Here is an 18,282-nt window from a genome sequence, read left to right on the forward strand (position 1 = left end):
GAGGCGTCATGAGGGAGTGCAGGTCGGCCGTGCTCGTGCTGCTCATCGCCCTCGCGCTCGTACCGGCGATGGCCACCGCGGGGCAGAGCGCCTCCATTCGCTGGGCGGCGAGCCGGGGCGATTTCGTCACCTGGCAACTCAGCGGCGTGAGCAGGGCGGCGGATGGCGCCCTTCAGCTCCTTCCAGGTCAGGCCTGGGCCGGCACGGACCCGTACGGGCCCGGGGGCTACCATGGGGGCACGTATTACAACGGCGGCTCGTTCGTTCAAGGCGAGGCCACCAGCCCCATCATCACCAGTGCGTTCGGCTTCCGCGAGGCCATCGCTTCCTGGGAGGCCACCACGCCCACGGGGACCTGGATGGAGACCTTCGTCCGCGTGCAGGTGGCGGGTGCCTGGACGAAGTGGTTCAGCCTGGGCGTGTGGGCCTCGGAGGGCGCCACGGTGCGGCGCCACTCGGTGGACTCGCAGGCGGACACCGTGGCGAGGGTCTCCATCGACACGTTGCTCGTCACCGCCAAGAAGTCGGCCGCGAGCGCGTGGCAGGTGAAGACCCGGCTGTTCAGCGCGGACGGCGTGGCCACGCCCACGCTGCATGCCAGCGCCCTCACCTTCTCCACCTCGCCGGAGGCCAGGCCCACCGTCCCGGCTGGCAACCCCGCTCGCTGGAACCAGGTGCTCGACGTGCCCCGGTGCTCGCAGATGGTCTACCCGGATGGTGGCGAGGTCTGGTGCAGCCCCACGTCCACGGCCATGGTGCTGAAGTACTGGCTGGGGGACACCGGTGGCTGCGAGTCGAGTGTGCGGGCGGCGGTCAGCGGCACCCACGACTGGTACTACGGCGGTCACGGCAACTGGCCGTTCAACACGGCGTATGCGGCCCGCCAGGGCTTTCAGGCTCACGTGGCGCGCTTCACGAGCTTCGCCCAGTTGGAGCCGTGGCTCTCCGCCGGCGTGCCGGCCATCCTCAGCGTCGCGTGGGGCAAGGGGGAGCTGACCGGCGCCCCCATTCCCTCCACCGCGGGCCACCTCCTGGTGCTCGCGGGCTTCGACGCGACCGGCAACCCCGTGGTGAACGACCCGGCTGGCGCCGGCGACACCGCCGTGCGGCGAACCTACTTCCGCTCGGAGCTGGAGCCGCTGTGGCTGTCTCGCTCGGGAGGCACCGCCTATCTCATCTACCCACGGGGCTGGCCGGTGCCCGCGTTGTAGTGGCGCCGCATCGGGGGCTCGGCGCCTCGACCCCAGCCTGCGTGGAGCGGGCCCCCGTCGAAGAAACCCCGTCCCCGTTCGCCGCGCCACGGAGGGTCGAGCTAGAAGGAGTGCTCGGGAGCCTCAACGGGAGACACCACCATGAGGGCCCCGTCGTCGGTCCTCACGAGCGGTTTCGTGGTGCTCACCATCGTCGCCATCGCGGTGCTCGCATCGCCACCGTTCGCCCGGGTGTTCGAGGCCACGCCGCGCAACACCGTCATCACCACCGCGCCCTTCATCTGGCTGCCGGTGGTCCTGGTCCAGGCGGCGCTGTTCGGGCACCTGCTTGTCTTTCGCTGGCTGTGGCGACACCGAGCGTCGGCCCCTCCCTCGCTCGCCCCGCCGGCCGGGTGAGCACCGGGCGAGGGAGCACCGGAAGCACAGGCCCCGCCCCTGCCCCGAGGACTCCAGGCCCACGAAAACCAAAGGGCCCAACCTTGCCTTCACGCCAGGGGCCCGGTATCTGGCCTTGCGTTGCGTGCCCGAAGGTCAAGGCCACGTCGTCGGGGAGTCGATGATCCGCTGCATGCTGTTCGACATGGATGGGACGCTCCTCTTCACGGAGGAGGCCAACTTCGTCGCGTACCGGCGAGCCTTCGCGGAGGAGGGCTTCAATCTGGAGCGAGCGGCCTACCAGCGCGCCTTCGGCCTGCGCTTCGACGCCATGGTGCGCGAGGTGGGCGCGAAGCTGGACGCACAAGCCGCCGTGCGGGTCCGCGACGCCAAGGCCCGCTTCTATCCGGAGTCCTTCGACCAGGTGCGCCCCAACCTGCCGCTCATCGGCTTGCTGCGCTCGGTGCGCGCCCACCATGTCACCGGGCTGGTGACGACGGCGGCGACCACCAACGCGCGCGCGCTGATGGCGCATTTCGACCTGGCCCACCTCTTCGACGTCACCGTCTTCGGCGAGGACGTGGAGCACCCCAAGCCCCATCCGGAGGGCTACCTCCGCGCGGCGCGACTGGCTGACGTGCCCACCGCGCAGTGCCTCGCCTTCGAGGACAGCGCCAGTGGCGTGGCGGCGGCCGAGGCCGCGGGCATCACCGTGGTCCGCGTCCAGGAGGCCCCTTGAAGCATGCTCGCGGTTGGGGCCTGGCCCTGGTGGCGGTGGGGCTGCTCGTCAGCGCCGCCTTCCTCTGCCGCTTCGTCGACGGGTCTCACCAGTCCGGTCAGTGGGTGCCCGACAGCACCCTGGCGGTGTGGGTCATCCCCCTCGCCGTGCTCTGCCAGGGGCTGGCCCACGTCCTGCGCGCGAAGAACGCCCAGCGGCTCTTGCGTGTGGTGCGGCCCACCACATGGCGCATCCTCTTCTCCGGCCTCTCCGTCGGCTTCCTCTTCAACGCCCTGCTCCCCTTCCGGCTCGGTGAGCTGGTGCGTGCGCACCTCATCGGTCGGCAGATGCGCATCAGCCGCGCGGTGGTGCTCTTCACCATCCTCTTCGAGCGCGCGGTGGATGGCCTCGTGCTGGCGCTGTGCGCGGTGGGGATTGGACTCGCGACGCGCGCGCAGGCCCCTGAAGCGGCGGCGCTGATGCTGCGCCTGGCGATGGGCGTGGGCGCGGCGAGCGTCGCGGTCGCCGTCCTCGCCTGGCTGCTCTTCACGCAGAACCGCCGCATGTTGCGCGCGGTCGGCGCCTTCACCGCGCTGCTCAATGACAGACTGAAGGACCGGACGCGCTTCGTGCTCTGGTCCATCATCTACGGCACCCACGTCATCTTCCGCTCCGCGCGCCTGGGCCGCTTCGTCGTCACCTCCATGGGCATGTGGGTGCTCTACCTGGGCTCCATGGCCGCGCTGGCCCACGGCTTCGCGCCGGGCCACGGGGCCCTGGCCATCCTGGGCACCGCCGTCTCCGCCTACCTCGCGGTGGGCGTGCCGTCGGGGCCGGGCTTCCTGGGGACCTTCCACTACTATTTCTCCGAGCTGGCGCGCGGGATGTTGGGCATCGACGGCGTCCCGCTGGGCCTGTCGCTGGTGTCCTGGGCGGTGCTCATCGGCCCCTTCTCCGCGGTGGGGCTCTACTTCCTGCTGCAGCGCGGCCGCGAGCAGGCCGCCGATGCCCCCGTCGCCCTGGAGCCCTTGAAGAACAAGCTGCACCGCGACTCGGACATCAGTCGTGAGTTCAGCCACTTCCTGGACGAGTACTTCTCCGGGCAGGCGCTCAGCCACGTGTTGTCCACCGGGGAGCTGCGCGGCGACTTCCGCATGGTGCACACCTTCAAGGGCGGCTCCAACGCGAGCACCCTGCTGGTCTGGGACGGTGAAGGCCTGCGCGTGCGCAAGGTGACGCTGCCCCAGCACCTGGAGAAGCTGAAGGCGCAGCACGACTGGCTGGAGTCCCGCCGCCATCTGCCCCACCTGCCACGGCCCCTGCGGGAGCTGCGCACGGAGGACTACTACGCGTTCGACCTGGAGTACCGGAAGGAGTACGTCCCCTTCTTCCAGTTCATCCACTCCGAGGATGTGGAGCGCGGCAAGCAGGTGCTGGACCGGGTCCTCGACTTCGTGGACCAGCATCTCTACGAGCACGCCGAGCGCCGCGACGAGCCGGACATGCTGGAGCGCTACCTCCGCGAGAAGGTCGTGGCCAAGGTGAACGACGCCGCGGCCCTGAGCCCGACGCTGGCCGCGCTGCTCGCGCACGACACGCTCTGCATCAACGGTCAGCACTACGAGAACATGGGCCCGGCCCTCGCGCGACTGAGAGCCAACCCGCGCGCCCTGGCGGAGCTGGCCAGCATGCGGCAGACCCCCATCCACGGCGACCTGACGGTGGACAACCTCATCGTCCGCAAGGAGGACGGCGACTTCCTGGTGTTGGACCCCAACAACGAGAACGCCATCAGCGACCCGGTGGTGGACCTGGGCAAGCTGTGCCAGTCGCTGCACTCCGGCTACGAGTTCCTCTGCCAGGTCTCCCGCGCGAAGGTGGAGGGCGCGGTGGTGGAGTATGAGGAGTCCATGTCCTCGCGCTACGCGGAGCTGTACCTCCACCTCCAGCGGCGCTTCGAAACCACGCTGCCGCCCGAGGTGCGCCGCACGGTGCTCTTCCACGAGGCCGTGCACTACTGCCGCATGCTCACCTACCGGGCCCGCATCAACCCGAGCAGCCTGCCCGCCTTCTTCGCCACCGCCGTGCGTCTCTTCAACCAGTTCAATGACCAGTACGCGTCGGAGACGTCCGCCAGTCCGCTCCAGGGCGAGGACCCCTCGCGCAAGCGTCTGGCCTGAGCGTCTTTCCGGAAAGGTCCCCGCCCTCATGCGTCCGCTCCACGTCCTGCTGCCCATGGCGGGCCTCGGCTCGCGCTTCGCCGATGCGGGCTTCACCACGCCCAAGCCCCTCATCCCCGTGGATGGCATCCCCATGGTGCTCAAGGCCCTCTCCAGCCTGTCGGACTGGGGGCTGGACGTGGTGCACACCGCCGTGGTGCGAAGGCCCCACGAGGAGCAGTTCCAACTGGCCACGCTGCTGCGCGAGGCCATCCCTGGGCTGGACGTGGTGATTCTGGAGGAGATGACCCGAGGCGCGGTGGAGACGGCCCTGGCGGCCTCCGGGCGCATGACGGGCGAGCGCGGCCTGCTGGTGATGGACTGTGATTTGTGGTTCGACAGCCCCGCCTACCGCGAGCTGGTGCGCGGCGCGCTCTCCGGGGAGGACCCGACGTTGACGGGCGGCCTGCTCACCTTTCCCTCCCAGCTTCCCCGCTACAGCTACGCGAAGAGCGAGGCGGGCCAGGTGGTGCGCACGGCGGAGAAGGTGGTCATCTCCGATGCGGCCATCATGGGCGCGTACTTCTTCGCCACCGAGCGCCACTTCCTCACCGCGGGCCAGCACCTCATGGAGCGGCCCATCACGGAGGGGATGCGGGAGTACTACCTGTCACTGCTCTACAACCTGCTCCTGGAGGCCGGAGGCACGGTGCGCTCCGCGCGCGTCTCCCGCTATGCCTCCTTTGGCACCCCGGAAGAGCTGCGCCAGTACGAGGCCCAGGGCCCCACCGTGCCTTGAATGGCGCGAAGGGGCCCGCCAGGCAGCTCCCGCGTCGCAGCACCTCATCCCTCGAAGGAGATTCTCGTGGCCGCCGAACGCATGCTCGTCTTCATCCCCATGTACAACTGCGAGCGGCAGATTCCCCGGGTGCTCGCCCGCTTCGGCGAAGCCCTCCAGCGTCGCTTCGCCGAAATCATCGTGGTGGACAACGGCAGTCGCGACAACGGCGTGGAGGCCGCCGTGACGGGCCTGTCCAAGCTGGTCCATCTGCCGGGCAAGGTGCTCGTCAACGACGACAACTACAACCTGGGCGGCTCCCACAAGGTGGCCTTCGAGTACGCGCTCGCGCACGGCTTCGACCAGGTGGTCGTCCTCCACGGCGACGACCAGGCGGACATCAACGACCTGGTGCCCCACCTGGACGAAGGGGCGTACCGGGCGCAGGACTCGCTGCTGGGCAGCCGCTTCATGCGCGGCTCGCGGCTCCAGGGCTATTCGCACGTGCGCACCCTGGGCAACCACGTCTTCAACCTGCTGTTCTCCGCGGCGGCGCGCCACCGCGTCCATGACCTGGGCTCGGGTCTCAACCTGTACTCGGCCCGCTATCTGGAGCCCCGCTTCTACCTGGGCTTCCCTGACAGCCTCACGTTCAACATCCACATGCTGCTGGCGGGCATCCACCGGCGCTCGCGCTTCGGCTTCTTCCCGCTCAGCTGGCGCGAGGAGGACCAGGTGAGCAACGTGCGGATGGTGCGCCAGTCGCTCCAGACGGGCCGCATCGCGCTGGAGTTCGCGAGGAGCCCGGAGGCCTTCCTCGCGAAGGACTGGAGCAGCCGTCCCGGACGGCCATACACCTCAACCGTGGTGGCTCAGGTGAGCGGGGGCCACGTCGACCGCACCCGCGCTCCCGCCTTCCCCAGCCGCTGAGGCTCGGGAAGCGGCCTTCGCGCGCAGGACGCGGGCCTCGAACCAGGCCAGCGGCACGGCGAGGTAGCCAAACACCCAGAGGTCCGTGACGTAGGAGGGGTGACTGGCAGGCGCGGCGATGAAGACGAGACCCGCGGGTGCCAGGATGGCGCCCGCCACCATCGCCGACACGGGCAGGGTGCGCCACCGCAACACCAGCCACAACGTGAGCAGGAGCGCTGGCAGGCCATTCCAGGGGAAGTAGAGCCAGCGTCCATGCTCGTAGGGGAGGCTCGCGTCGCGCAGCCAGTGGGTGACACGCGCCAGGGCCTGGGGCGCCTTGGAGTGCTCCAACCCGTATCGCCGGAGCAGCTCCGCGCCGTTGGGGGAGTAGAGGTCCTCGGGACGAACCGTCTCCCGGAAGTCCATGACGGGGAAGGAGGCGCGGGGGCTGAGGCCCAGTGTGCCCGCGAAGGTGATGAGCCGGTTGGAGAGCATCAGCGCCGGGTTGTCTCGCGCCATGCGAAGGACGAGGGCGCGCAGCCTGACAATCTTCTCGGGCGTGATGGGAGCGTGCAGGTCGCTCCAGTAGCAGGGGGACTCCTCGAGGATGTAGCGGTCCCTCAGGCAGGAGTAGGTCACCACGGCTTCGATGGTGGCCTGGTCCTCCTCTGGGGTGGCGGTGACGTATTTGTTGACCACCATGAACCCGAGCGGGTTGAGCAGCAGCGACACCGCATACCGCTCCGCCAGCTCGGGCCCGTTCAGTATCAACCGCGGCTCGATGACGCGACGGAACACCTGGTTGATGGCCAGCGGGACCAGCAACAACACCACGGCGGCGCCGATGCGAACCTGCCGCGACAGGAGCAGCACGGCGGGGACATAGAGGAACAGCACCAAGCTGTCGCCCCGCAGCAACGTGGCCACCCCGGTGAGGAGCGCCAGTGAGGGCAACGTCACGGGCGTGACGCCGGACTGTCCGGTGAGCACCTTCCGCGACAGGACCCGCAGCAGGATGAGCGCGATTCCCAGCCGCAGCAGCGCATTGAGGGCGTCATGGGAGAGGTTGGTGACGAGCACGGCGACGGGGATGGACGTCGCCACGAGCGCGATGAAGACGCCGCCCAGGCGTCGCGACAACCCCAGGTGCAGCAGCAGGGAGAAGAAGTCCGCCAGCAGCGCGGCGAGGCCCACGACGCAGAAGAGGGAGAGGAAGGGGAATTGACCGGTGGCCCGGTGAATCCCTTGCACCCAGATGCTCCAGAGTGTGCTCAGCCAGGGCTCCACGCGGAGCAGCGACGAGATGAGCAGCGATTGGCGTGCATCGCTGTGCAGATGGCCGGGCCACTCGCCCACCCACCACAGCAGCAGGGGAAGGGCGAACAGCGCCCACAGCCCCAGGAAGAGGCGCCACCGATGGCGGACCGAGACCGGGTCTTCCCGCCGGGCGCCCTGGCTGAAGGACCAGGCGACCATGAAGGTGCCCACCGCCACCACGAGCGCGAGAACCATGTCGCTCGTCTGGAGCACGTGTCGCTCGAACCGGGGGAAGGGACCTGACGGCCAGGTCAGCCGCATGCCCCCGAACACGATGCCGCCCGCGAGCAGGGCCAGCAGGACCTGGCCCATCCCTGGCGGCAACCGGCGCCCCTGTCGGGTCGAGTCCGTCGGTCCCGCCTCGCTTCTCACCACCATCGCGCTCTACCCTCCGGGCCGCTGTCGACGGCCACGCCATTGCTGAAACGGGCCGACCGTACCTGAATCCCGAAACGAGTGCCGAGGCGACTCGCGGGACTTCCCGGGAGGCACGGCACCTCGGCAGGAGGGGCTTCCTCGCCTGCCTGTCCGCCGGCGAATCACGGCGCCTGACGTGGCCATGGTCCTGACGGGGGCGGAGGCGCTCGCTGGGATGGGCGCGGCAAGCGGGCGGCCTCACGCGCGGACATCCCACGTTGGCGGCCATGCCCCGCGAATCGCCGCCGCAGCCATGGAGGGTCTGTGATTGGCGTGAAGCCTCCGGCCGGGTGGGCATCTCCTGGTCCGGAGGTCAAACAATCCTTGCCCGGTGAATGCCATCCCGCAGGGCTAAGGGCATTGCCATACAGACCCGAAGGGCAACCCTGCGCTAATCGCTCCCTTCGCGTGCGGCGTCCGTTCCGGACCTCGCCTCCCGATAGGAGCCTCGCATGGCCCTCGGTTCACTGTCCCCCCGTGCGGTTGTCATTGGCTGCGCCTTGCTGTGCTTCGCCTGCTCCGACAAGCCGGGGCCGGCGGAGCCACCTCCTCCTCCCGTGGAACCCTGGGACGGGACGTACACGCCGCTCGTGGAGACGACGGACTGGGTCGACCGGGGCCCCTACGCGCCGTGCACCTTCACCGGGGTGCAGGGCTCCATCGTCGACTGCGACTCGCCATCGCTCTTCGACCTGTCGAAGTGTGACACCGCCTCGCTCTCCACCCTCGATGCGCACGGCATCTATGGGGTGGACGTGCGCAACGTCGCGGGCTATCCGGACTTCGTTGGCGTCCGGATTCCGCCGGACGGCAGCACGGGGACGATGGAGGGCCGCCCGCTCACACGTCAGCAGGTGACTGGAAGCTTCCAGTTCTCGTCACGGTACACCCTGCGGAACCTGGTCCGGCAGACCGTCATCGTCGGGTGTGGCGTTCAGCCCTCTGGGATGGTGACGGGCTGTTTCGCCCGCTGCGCCAATGGAAAAGCCTCCTGGGGCACCTTCGAGGCCGCGCGGATGACGTGGGGACGAGGGGAGAGCGAGTCATCGGGCGGCCTGCGCCTCATCTCCGAATCGGATGTCCCCCAGAACGGGCTCCATGTGGACGTCTACGTCGCCCACAAGCACGCCTACGTCGTGTCCACCAGCCTCGAAGCGGGGACAGAGGGTGGGCTCGCGGTGTTCGACGTCAGCGACCCGAGCCACCCCGTCCTCAAGAAGAGCATCACCTTGCCAGGGGACTCGTTCTGGAACGCCGCGTGGACGAAGGACGACACGCTCTACGTGGCCAGCAGGAACTCAGGGGTCATCGTCTTCGACATCTCCAACCCCGCGGACCCCCTCTTCGTGCGCAATGTGCCAGGGGGCGCGCCCCTCGACGTCCACACCCTCTTCGTGGATGGCAACAGGCTGTACGCCGTGTCGCCCGGGCCCGCGCCCACCGGGGAGACGCTCGTGTTCGACATCTCGACGCCGCGCGACCCGACGTTGCTCAACCGCATCGTCGTCTCGGACACCACGTCCTATATCCCCTCGGCGCACGACGCCTTCGCCTACCAGGACCGGCTCTACATCAACCACTTCAGCTCGGGCTATGTGGTCTTCGACGTGAAGGACCCGATGAGTCCGCGCGAGCTGGGCACATACACCTTCCAGACCGAGAACAGCTCGTCCATGAGCCATGCAGGCGCGGTGGGCACCTTCGCGGGGAGGACCATCGCCTTCGAGGGTGGAGAAGGACAGGGAACCCATCTGCGCGTGCTGGACGTCACGGACCCCACGAACATCCCGCTCATCGGCACGTACAAGCTCCGCTTCCACGCCTCCATCCACAACATGATCCTCAAGGACAAGCGGCTCTACATCGCCTACTACCAGGAGGGGCTGCGGGTATTGGACGTCTCCATTCCGACCAACCCGCGCGAAATCGCCTACTTCAACACCTTCCGCGAGTCCGACCCCGACCGAGGTGACTGGAATGTCGAAGGCGCCATGGGCATCCGCGTCCCAGGAGACGGCTACGTGTACGTCGTGGACTCGACCCGCGGCCTGCTCATCTTCAACGAGCTCTGAGCCCTTCCGCGAGGCGATGTCACTCCACACGCCAGGTCCGTCCTGAAGAACCGAGTGGCTGGGATAGGGTGGCGAGGTGTCCTCCCCTTTCCTGCTGATTCCCGAAGCCGAGTGGGTCGCCTCGAACACGCTCGCCTTCGCCATCCGGGATGCCTCTCCCGTCAGTCCCGGGCACACGCTGGTGATTCCCCGCCGCTCCGTGGCCACCTGGTTCGACGCCACGGCCGAGGAGCAGCGGGCCCTCTTCGAGCTGGTGGACGAGGTGAAGCGGGGGCTGGACACGCAGCTGCGACCGGACGGCTACAACCTGGGCATCAACGTGGGCGCGGCGGCCGGGCAGACGGTGTTCCATCTGCATGTACACGTCATCCCGAGGTTCCAGGATGACGTCGCGGACGCGCGAGGGGGCATCCGTCACGTCATCCCGGGCAAGGGCAACTATCTGGCCGCGCAGGCGAAGCCGCTCGCCACGGGTGGACTGGAGGACCCGTTCCTTTCTCACCTGGAGCCGTTGTTCTCTCGCGCGCTGGACATCGCGGTGCTCGCGGCCTTCGTTCAGGACAGCGGGCTGGAGGTGCTGCGGCAATCCGTGGATGCGGCCCTGGCGCGAGGAGCACGGGTGCGAATCCTCACGGGCGACTATCTGACCATCACCCAGGCGGAGGCCCTGCGTCGCCTGCTGGACTGGATGGATGAAGACACGGTCCTGAAAGGCGGTGCCCGGGGACACTTCGAGGCGCGCGTGGTGGAAGTGGAGAAGGCGCGTGTGTCGTCCTTCCATCCGAAGTCCTGGCGCTTCAAGGGCCCGGGACTCGCGGTGGCGTACGTGGGCTCGAGCAACATCTCCCGGTCCGCGCTGAAGACAGGCATCGAGTGGAACCTGCGCGTCGAGCAGGACCGGGACCCCAAGGCCTGGAGCGAAGTGGTCGACGCCTTCGAGCTGTGGTGGGAAAGAGCCTCGCCCCTGGAAGCGGATTGGGTCGAGCAGTACGCTCGCCGTGCACGAATCACGGAACGCGTCGTCGCCCCCGTGGAGCAGGAACCCGCGCTCCCTCAACGCCAGCCGCACATCCTCCAACAGGAAGCCCTGCTCGCGTTGAGGACGAGTCGCGGAGAAGGTCGCCGCCGAGCACTCGTGGTGCTCGCGACCGGACTCGGCAAGACCTGGCTGGCCGCACTGGACGTCGCGGCCTTCGGTGGCGAGCGAGCCGAGAAGCCGCGCGTCTTGTTCCTGGCCCATCGTGAGGAGCTGCTCGTCCAGGCCGCGGAGACCTTCCGCCGCCAGTTTCCTTCGCTGCGCTTCGGTTGGTTTGTCGGAGCGAAGTCGTCGCTCGCGGGCGACCTCGTGTTCGCCTCGGTCCAGAAGCTCTCGAACCCCGAAGGACTCCAGGCGCTGCGAGAAGCGGCGGCCTTCGACTACGTCATCGTGGATGAGGTGCACCATGCCGCCGCCGCGAGCTACCGGGCCATCCTCTCGCGTCTCGAACCGGCGTTCCTGCTCGGCCTGACGGCGACGCTCGAGCGAGCGGACGACGGGGATATCCTGGGGCTGTTCGATGACCACCTGGCCTACCGCGCGGACCTCGGCGAAGGCATTCAGCAAGGGTTGCTCGCGCCCTTCGCCTACTTCGGGCTGAAGGACGACGTTCCGTACGAGAACATCCCGTGGCGCAGCCGGAGCTTCGACCCGGAGGCGTTGAGCGAGGCGGTCCAGACGGAAGCGCGCATGAAGACGCTGTGGCGCGCCTGGGAGGAGCACGCGGCGAGCAGGACCCTGGTGTTCTGCGTCTCCGTCTCCCACGCGAACTACGTCCAACAGTGGCTGAGCAGGCAGGGCGTGCGGGTGGCGGCGGTGTACTCGGGGCCCGGCTCCACGGACCGGGCGCAGGCCCTGCGAGAACTGGGGAACGGCACGCTGGACGCGGTGTGCTCGGTGGACCTCTTCAATGAAGGGGTGGATGTGCCGAGCATCGACCGCGTGGTGCTGCTCAGACCGACCGAGTCACCCGTGGTCTTCCTTCAGCAACTGGGCCGTGGCTTGCGCAAGCACGACGGCAAGGAGCGCGTCACCGTCATCGACTTCGTGGGCAACCATCGGATGTTCCTCGACCGGGTGCGCACGCTGCTGGCACTGGGCCGGAGTTCCGTCTCGCTGAGGGACTTCCTGGTCCAAGGCAAGCAACCCGAGCTCCCTCCGGGCTGCTCCGTGCAGGTCGCGCTGGAAGCCAAGCAGTTGCTTCAACACTTCCTGGCCCCTGGCGAAACGGATGTCGCGCGCATGTATCGCGAGTTGAGGACCGCGCGCGGCCAGCGTCCGACCATCGGAGAACTCTATCGCTCGGGCTACGCCCCCGCCTCCTTGCTCAAGCGGGATGAGTACGCGGGTTGGTTCCACTTCGTGGAAGCGGAGCGAGACCTGACCGAAGCACAGGCACGCGCCCTGAAGCAGGACCCGGGTTGGTTCCGGAACCTCGAGCTCACGCTCATGAGCAAGTGCTTCAAGCTGGTGTTGCTGGAGGCCTTGCTCGAAGCGGAAACACTGTGGAGAGGACTGTCATTGTCCGAGCTGGCCCACCGGAGTCTGTCCATCCTCCAGCGCTCGCCCGAGCTGCTCCAGGACCTCGATGGCGTCACGGCGCTGGATGACCCACGGGAGCCGAGCGCATCGAAGTTCCTCGCGTTCTGGACGGCGAACCCGGTCACCGAGTGGACACAGGACGGCAGGTGGTTCCGCATCGAGGGAGACAGGCTCGTGCCCCGGTTCACGGTGTCCGAGGACACACGAGCAGCCTTCGAGGAGATGACGCGAGAGCTGGTCGAGTACCGACTGGCGCAATACCGTCGTCGCCGGCTCGTCCAGAGTCAGGCTCCAGGGACAGCCTTCGAGGCACAGGTCATCACCAACGGGCGCCACCCGATTCTCAAGCTGCCCGAGCGACAGCAGCGTCCGGACCTTCCCAGTGGCCTCACCGACGTCAGGGTTCCGGATGGAGCCGTCTGGCGATTCAACTTCGTGAAGATCGCCGTCAACGTCGCGAGGCCATCTGGGACGGAGGAGAACCAGCTCCCGAAGCTCCTGACGCAATGGTTCGGCGACGCCGCTGGCAAGCGGGGCACGGCATTTCGAGTGCGCTTCACGCCACGAACAGAGGGTTGGTCGGTCGAGCCCATACAGGCCGAGGTGATTCCCTTCAAGCGAGCGGTGCGCTGTGTCGCGTTCCCCACCCTGCGCGCCGCGGCGGGGGCCGCGAGCCATGTACTGGCGCTGGAGCAGGCACCCGAGGCGGAACATGTCCGGCTTCCCATCCAGGCACAGGGTGACGGGCTGTTCGCGGTGAGGGCCACTGGCGACTCCATGAACGGAGGAGAGCGGCCCATCCGGAACGGCGACTGGCTGGTGATGCGCTACGCGCGCGACCTCTCACTCCAGGCGATGGAAGGCAGGGTGGCGCTCATCCAGGTCCCCGACGCCGCGGGGTATGCCTATCAAGTGAAGAGGCTCGCGAAGGACGAAGGCCGTTGGGTCCTGCGGTCCGACAATCCAAGCTACGCCAGGTCACAGGCAGCCGAGGGCCTGGTGCCCATCGCCCTGCTGGTGGAGGTCGTGACACCCGAAAGCGTGGGCCCTACGCCAGGAGCACAGCTCACGGACGAGCAGCTCATGGGCCGATTTGGATTGAGCGCCGTCCCAAAGACAGGACGACACGAAGGCCACCTGTTCCTCATGGCCACGGGAGAAGGCGAATTCGAGGCGCTCGGCGTCATGGCGTCGCGAATCGCGGACCGTAGACCTGGAGAGACCGCATTCGTCTTCAGCCGAGAGGCACCTCTGGCCCCCTGGCTGTACCGGGGAAGCGCGCAGTGGGATGAACAGACAAACCGATGGACGCTCAACATATGAGCGGCTCCATCGACAGAGGGCGTCTTGGATTGGAGCCTCATTGAGAGCACCCTTCCTGATGCCTCTCAACCCAAGGAGCCCCAGATGATGCTGAAGCTCGTTTCGGGAGTCGGCCTGAGTCTCGCCCTCGCAGTGGGAATGGTCGTCCGCTCGGCTCCACCCGCGAATCCACCGGTCGAGTCCGAGGCGTTGATCGGCTGCTGCACGGGCGATGGCTTGCCCTGCCTCAACACGCCCCAATGTGTGGCCCGTGAGGCTGGCGTCTGCGGCGCGCCCTGTAACTAGGACGTCGGCACGCACACCCTGGGGGCCCTGTCAGCGTGGGCCCTCCAGGCCAAAAAGAAAGGGCCCTGAACCGAAGTCCAGGGCCCCAAACTTTTCAACTCTGTGTGCCCAGGGGCGGAATCGAACCACCGACACGGGGATTTTCAGTCCCCTGCTCTACCGACTGAGCTACCTGGGCGTACGGGTCACCGCGAGAGGCCGCGCTCTCATATCGAGCCCTTCCCAGGGCCGTCAAGCACCCTTTTCCCGGCGCCCCTTCCCTTCGTCATGCGGCACGAGGCATCGCCTCCGCGTCCCAGGTCGTCAGACTCGCGGTGAGCCTCTTCTTCAGCTTCGCCCTCAGCCCCTGCTCGATCTGCCGGATGCGCACCGCCGTCACCCCGAAGCGCCGGGCCAGCAACTCCGCGCTCGCCGCCTCCTCCGCCAACATCCGCTCCTCCACCAGCGCCCGCTCCCTCGCGTCCAGCTCCGGCCAGGCCTCCTCCACGCTCGCCCGCAGCCTCGCCGCCCACTGCGCCCGGTCCACCACCTCCTCCTGCGACTCACCCTCCCCCTCCAACACCTCCAGCCGCGTCACCTCCCCGTCCGGCGTCACCGGCGCGTCCAGCGACACGTCCCTGGCCAACGACTCAGTGGCTCGGGCCACGTCCTCCTCCTTCTTCCCCAGCGCGTCCGCCAGCCGGCGCATCACCTCCGGGTGCCCCTCCCCCCACCGGGCCTCCAGCCGCGCCCGCTCCCGCCGAAGCTGGAACACCACCCACGGCGCCCGCCCGCCCGCCATGCTCCAGTTGCGGCCCACGTACGCCCGGATGCGCGCCCGAATCCACTGGCTCGCGTACGCCCCGAACGGAATCCCCCGCTCCTCGAACCGACCCGCCGCCTCCATCAACCCCACGTTGCCCTCCGCCACCAGCTCGTCCAGCGGCAACCCCGTCCAGCGGTACTTCCACGCCAGCCGCTCCACCAGCACCAGGTGCTCTCGCACCCGCGCCTCCACCGCCTCGTCGACCACGACAAGCTCAGGCGACTCACAGGACACGCTCACGTTGATGGCTTCCATGGACCTCCTCCGGTCTCTTCGGGGCGAAGAACTCGCCCCCGAATGCACGTAGAGATAAGCCAGGACCATTCTTAAGAAAATTAGGTAGTTTGAACGCAACCCATAGGTTATCTCTATGGGTATGAGTTGGCTCAACTACCACCATCTCCTGTATTTCTGGACGGTTGCGCGGGCGGGCAGCATCGCCAAGGCGGGCGAAGAACTGCACCTCGCTCAACCCACCATCAGCAGCCAGCTCAAGCTGCTGGAGGAGTCGCTGGGCCACAAGCTCTTCGAGCGACAGGGCCGCAAGCTGGTCCTCACGGACGTGGGGCGCACCGTCATGCGCTACGCCGATGAAATCTTCCGCCTGGGCAACGAGCTGAAGAACGTGGTCGCTGGCCTGCCCCCCGGCCAACAACTCCGCCTCAACGTGGGCATCCTCGACGTCATTCCCAAGCTCGTGGCCGAGCAGCTCCTGAAGCCCGCGCTCGAAGCAGGCCCGTCGCTGCGCATCATCTGCCGCGAAGGCCCCCTGCCCCAGCTGCTCGCCTCGCTCGCCCTGCACGAGCTGGACGTGGTGCTCGCCGACGCACCCAGCTCCGAGCCCGTCAGCGTCCGCTCCTTCAACCACCTGCTCGGAAAGTGTGGCGTGTCCTTCTTCGCCGCCGACAGTCTGCGGCATCTCAAGAAGGACTTCCCCCGTTCCCTCGACGGCGCGCCCATGCTGCTGCCCTCGGACGAGTCGTCCGTGCGCCGCTCGCTGGACCTCTGGTTCGAGCGACAGGGCCTGCGCCCCCTCATCGCCGGTGACTTCGACGACAGCGCGCTGCTCCAGGCGTTTGGACAGAGCGGCCACGGCGTCTTCGCCATGCCCTCCGTCATCGAGGCGCAGATGGAGCGCGAGTACAACTGCTCCGTCATCGGCCGCACCGACGAAATCGAGACGTGCTTCTACGCCATCACCGTCGAGCGCCGCCTGCGCCACCCCGCCGTCGTCGCCATCGCCGAGGCGGCGCGCTCTCAAATCTTCAGCGTGTGAGCCCTCCGGTGCTCAAGGCGAGGCGCGGTACACCTCCACGCCCGCCACCACCGTCGCCAGCACCTGCGCATCCACCAGCGCCTTCGCGGGTCCCTCCACCGGGTCCACCGACAGCGCCACGAAGTCCGCGTCCTGTCCTGGCGCCAGTCCGCCGCGCCTGGCCTCCTCGAAGGAGGCCCACGCCGGCCCCCGCGTGAAGCCCTCCAGGGCCTCGTACCCCGACAGCGCCTCCTCCGGCAGCCAGCCGCCCTCCGGTCTTCCCGTGGCGTCCTGTCGCGTGCGCGCCGCGTACAGCCCCGCCAGGACGTCCGGGTTCTCGATAGGGAAGTCGCTGCCCAGCGCGAGGTTCGCCCCTGCTTCCTTCAGGCTGCGCCACGCATAGGAACCCCGGAGCCGCTCGCGGCCCAGCCTCGCTTCCGCCCACGGCATGTCGCTGGTGGCATGGGTGGGCTGCACGCTCGCCACCAGCCCCGCCGCCCCCAGGCGGGTGATGTCCTCGCGCCGCAGAATCTGCGCGTGCTCCACGCGGTGCCTCAACGCCTTCGTGCCTGTCTCCTCCGACACGCGCGTCAGCACATCCACCACCAAGGTATTGGCACGGTCTCCAATGGCGTGGATGCAGACCTGGAAGCCCTTCGACATGAAGGCACGCGCCCGCGACTCGAGTTCCTCGGGCGACATCAACAACAGGCCGCGCTGCCCGGGCTCGTCACAGTAGTCCTCGTGAAGCGCCGCGCCCCGGCTGCCCAGCGCACCATCCGCCAGGAACTTCACCGCCCGCATCTTCAGCATCCGCCCCTGCCAGGGGCCCTGCTCCAGATAGGCGTGCCGCTCGTCCCCCTGTCCCGCCGCCATGGCGTAGATGCGCAGCGGGAGCGTGCCCTCCGCGTCCCACTGTTGAAGCAGGCGGAAGGCATCCAGGTCCATGCCGGCGTCGTGGACTCCCGTCAGTCCTACTTGTGCACAGCGCTCCAGTGCCGCGCGGAGCCGCGTCTCGAGCTGCGCCTTCGTGGGCGGCGGCATCGCCGCGGCCACCACGTCCATGGCGTTGTCCACCAGCACGCCCGTGGGCTCGCCCCTCGCATCCTTCAGGATGCGGCCACCCTCGGGGTCCTGCGTGTCGCGGGAGATGCCTGCCCTGCGCAGCGCCTCGCCGTTCACCCAGGCCGCGTGGTGGTCCACTCGCGTGAGGAACACGGGCGTCGTGGGGAAATGGGCATCCAGCTCGGCCCTCCCCGGAAAGGCACCACCGGGCCACTCGTTCTGGTCCCAGCCTCTTCCCAGAAGCCAGTCGCCCTGGAAGCTGGACTCGGGCGCTTGTGACAACCGACGCACCGCCTCCTCCACGGACGGCGACTTCTCCAGTCGCACCGTCGTCAGACTGCGACCCAGGCCGTGCAGATGCGCGTGAGCATCCACCAGTCCTGGCACCACCGTGGCGGCTCCCAGGTCCACCTCTCGCGCACCGGGCGCCGTCGCTCTCACTTCGTCGCGAGTGCCCACCGCCACCACGCGCCCGTCACGCACCGCCAGGGCTCGCGCCAGCGGACGCTCCGTGTCCAGCGTCCAGATTCGCTCTGCCAGATAGACCGTGGTCTGCACCGCGCGCCTCCGCCTGTCCCGGCGGATTCAGCCTCCACGCGGGTCCGCGCGAACTGTGCGCGAGCCGAGCGGCCGTGTCACGAGGACCGTCTGATGGTGTCACGACCTCGGGGACCAGGAGAGGAGCACCCTCCAGGCTCGCGACTCGCCGCGGCGGAAGTCCGTCGCGTGACGCCTCTCTACTCCGGCTGCGGCTGCGTCTCCGGTCCGTCGCGTGACGCCGCGCTACTCCGGCTGCGGCTGCGTCTCCGTCGTGCCCGCGTCGGGCTGGGCGGGCATGGGCGTGGCGGGCCCGGGCGGTTCGTCCGGTACGGTTTGCACGGGCTCCCTCACCTGGTCAGGGCCCTGAAGCGGCTCCTGCTCTTCCGCCCCAGGGGGCTGGGTGGTCTTGCAAGCCAGCGGTACGGCGGCCAGGCACAGGGCGGCGATGAGGACGACACGGCGCATGACTCCT

The 18,282-nt window shown here is 68.4% G+C and carries 13 protein-coding genes and 1 tRNA gene; 9 read left to right on the plus strand and 5 right to left on the minus strand.

The window, feature by feature from the left end; genetic code table 11:
• Window positions 1-8 precede the first annotated feature (8 nt).
• The 6 genes from HUA75_RS32185 (at window position 9) to HUA75_RS32210 (ending at window position 6,171) form a co-directional block, all read left to right on the plus strand.
• A complete protein-coding gene (locus tag HUA75_RS32185) occupies window positions 9-1,211 on the plus strand; it encodes a C39 family peptidase (protein WP_174488560.1) in 1,203 nt (400 codons plus the stop codon).
• Between the two features lie 141 nt (window positions 1,212-1,352).
• Window positions 1,353-1,607, plus strand: a complete 255-nt coding sequence (locus HUA75_RS32190; RefSeq protein WP_174488561.1) for a hypothetical protein — start codon at window positions 1,353-1,355, stop codon at window positions 1,605-1,607.
• A gap of 160 nt (window positions 1,608-1,767) precedes the next feature.
• Window positions 1,768-2,325, plus strand: a complete 558-nt coding sequence (locus HUA75_RS32195; protein WP_181790973.1) for an HAD family phosphatase — start codon at window positions 1,768-1,770, stop codon at window positions 2,323-2,325.
• The gene (locus HUA75_RS32200; RefSeq protein WP_174488562.1) at window positions 2,322-4,484 is read left to right on the plus strand and encodes a lysylphosphatidylglycerol synthase domain-containing protein; all 2,163 of its coding nucleotides are present in this window, start codon (window positions 2,322-2,324) and stop codon (window positions 4,482-4,484) included. The genes HUA75_RS32195 and HUA75_RS32200 overlap by 4 nt, the downstream gene beginning before the upstream one ends.
• A 28-nt stretch (window positions 4,485-4,512) precedes the next feature.
• Window positions 4,513-5,262: an NTP transferase domain-containing protein gene (locus HUA75_RS32205; protein ID WP_174459914.1), complete on the plus strand. Its 750-nt coding sequence runs from the start codon at window positions 4,513-4,515 to the stop codon at window positions 5,260-5,262.
• 66 nt (window positions 5,263-5,328) lie between these two features.
• The gene (locus HUA75_RS32210; protein ID WP_217446358.1) at window positions 5,329-6,171 is read left to right on the plus strand and encodes a glycosyltransferase family 2 protein; all 843 of its coding nucleotides are present in this window, start codon (window positions 5,329-5,331) and stop codon (window positions 6,169-6,171) included.
• Here HUA75_RS32210 and HUA75_RS32215 read toward each other — a convergent pair.
• Window positions 6,100-7,848, minus strand: a complete 1,749-nt coding sequence (locus HUA75_RS32215; protein WP_174488563.1) for a hypothetical protein — start codon at window positions 7,846-7,848, stop codon at window positions 6,100-6,102. The genes HUA75_RS32210 and HUA75_RS32215 overlap by 72 nt on opposite strands.
• A gap of 491 nt (window positions 7,849-8,339) precedes the next feature.
• Between HUA75_RS32215 and HUA75_RS32220 the strand changes: the two genes are divergently transcribed.
• Both HUA75_RS32220 and HUA75_RS32225 read left to right on the plus strand, forming a co-directional pair.
• Complete coding sequence (locus HUA75_RS32220; RefSeq protein WP_174488564.1) at window positions 8,340-9,959, plus strand: LVIVD repeat-containing protein; 1,620 nt, start codon at window positions 8,340-8,342, stop codon at window positions 9,957-9,959.
• Between the two features lie 76 nt (window positions 9,960-10,035).
• Window positions 10,036-13,860, plus strand: a complete 3,825-nt coding sequence (locus HUA75_RS32225; RefSeq protein WP_174488565.1) for a DEAD/DEAH box helicase family protein — start codon at window positions 10,036-10,038, stop codon at window positions 13,858-13,860.
• 390 nt (window positions 13,861-14,250) lie between these two features.
• Here HUA75_RS32225 and HUA75_RS32230 read toward each other — a convergent pair.
• Both HUA75_RS32230 and HUA75_RS32235 read right to left on the minus strand, forming a co-directional pair.
• Window positions 14,251-14,323 (minus strand) — tRNA-Phe (locus HUA75_RS32230).
• An 87-nt stretch (window positions 14,324-14,410) separates the two neighbouring features.
• Entirely contained in the window at window positions 14,411-15,205 is a 795-nt protein-coding gene (locus HUA75_RS32235; RefSeq protein ID WP_174459919.1) for a sigma-70 family RNA polymerase sigma factor, read from the minus strand.
• Between the two features lie 121 nt (window positions 15,206-15,326).
• On the opposite strand from HUA75_RS32235, the gene nhaR reads away from it, so the two are divergent.
• Window positions 15,327-16,226: a transcriptional activator NhaR gene (gene nhaR / locus HUA75_RS32240; RefSeq protein ID WP_141645528.1), complete on the plus strand. Its 900-nt coding sequence runs from the start codon at window positions 15,327-15,329 to the stop codon at window positions 16,224-16,226.
• Between the two features lie 12 nt (window positions 16,227-16,238).
• Here the strand turns inward: nhaR and HUA75_RS32245 are convergent, their stop codons facing one another.
• Both HUA75_RS32245 and HUA75_RS32250 read right to left on the minus strand, forming a co-directional pair.
• On the minus strand, window positions 16,239-17,828 hold the full coding sequence (locus HUA75_RS32245; protein WP_141645529.1) for an amidohydrolase: 1,590 nt from the start codon (window positions 17,826-17,828) through the stop codon (window positions 16,239-16,241).
• Window positions 17,829-18,053: 225 nt separating this feature from the next.
• On the minus strand, window positions 18,054-18,275 hold the full coding sequence (locus tag HUA75_RS32250) for a hypothetical protein (RefSeq protein WP_174457384.1): 222 nt from the start codon (window positions 18,273-18,275) through the stop codon (window positions 18,054-18,056).
• Between the last annotated feature and the right edge of the window lie 7 nt (window positions 18,276-18,282).

Source organism: Myxococcus sp. CA040A (assembly GCF_013336725.1).
Classification (GTDB): Bacteria; Myxococcota; Myxococcia; order Myxococcales; family Myxococcaceae; genus Myxococcus; species Myxococcus llanfairpwllgwyngyllgogerychwyrndrobwllllantysiliogogogochensis.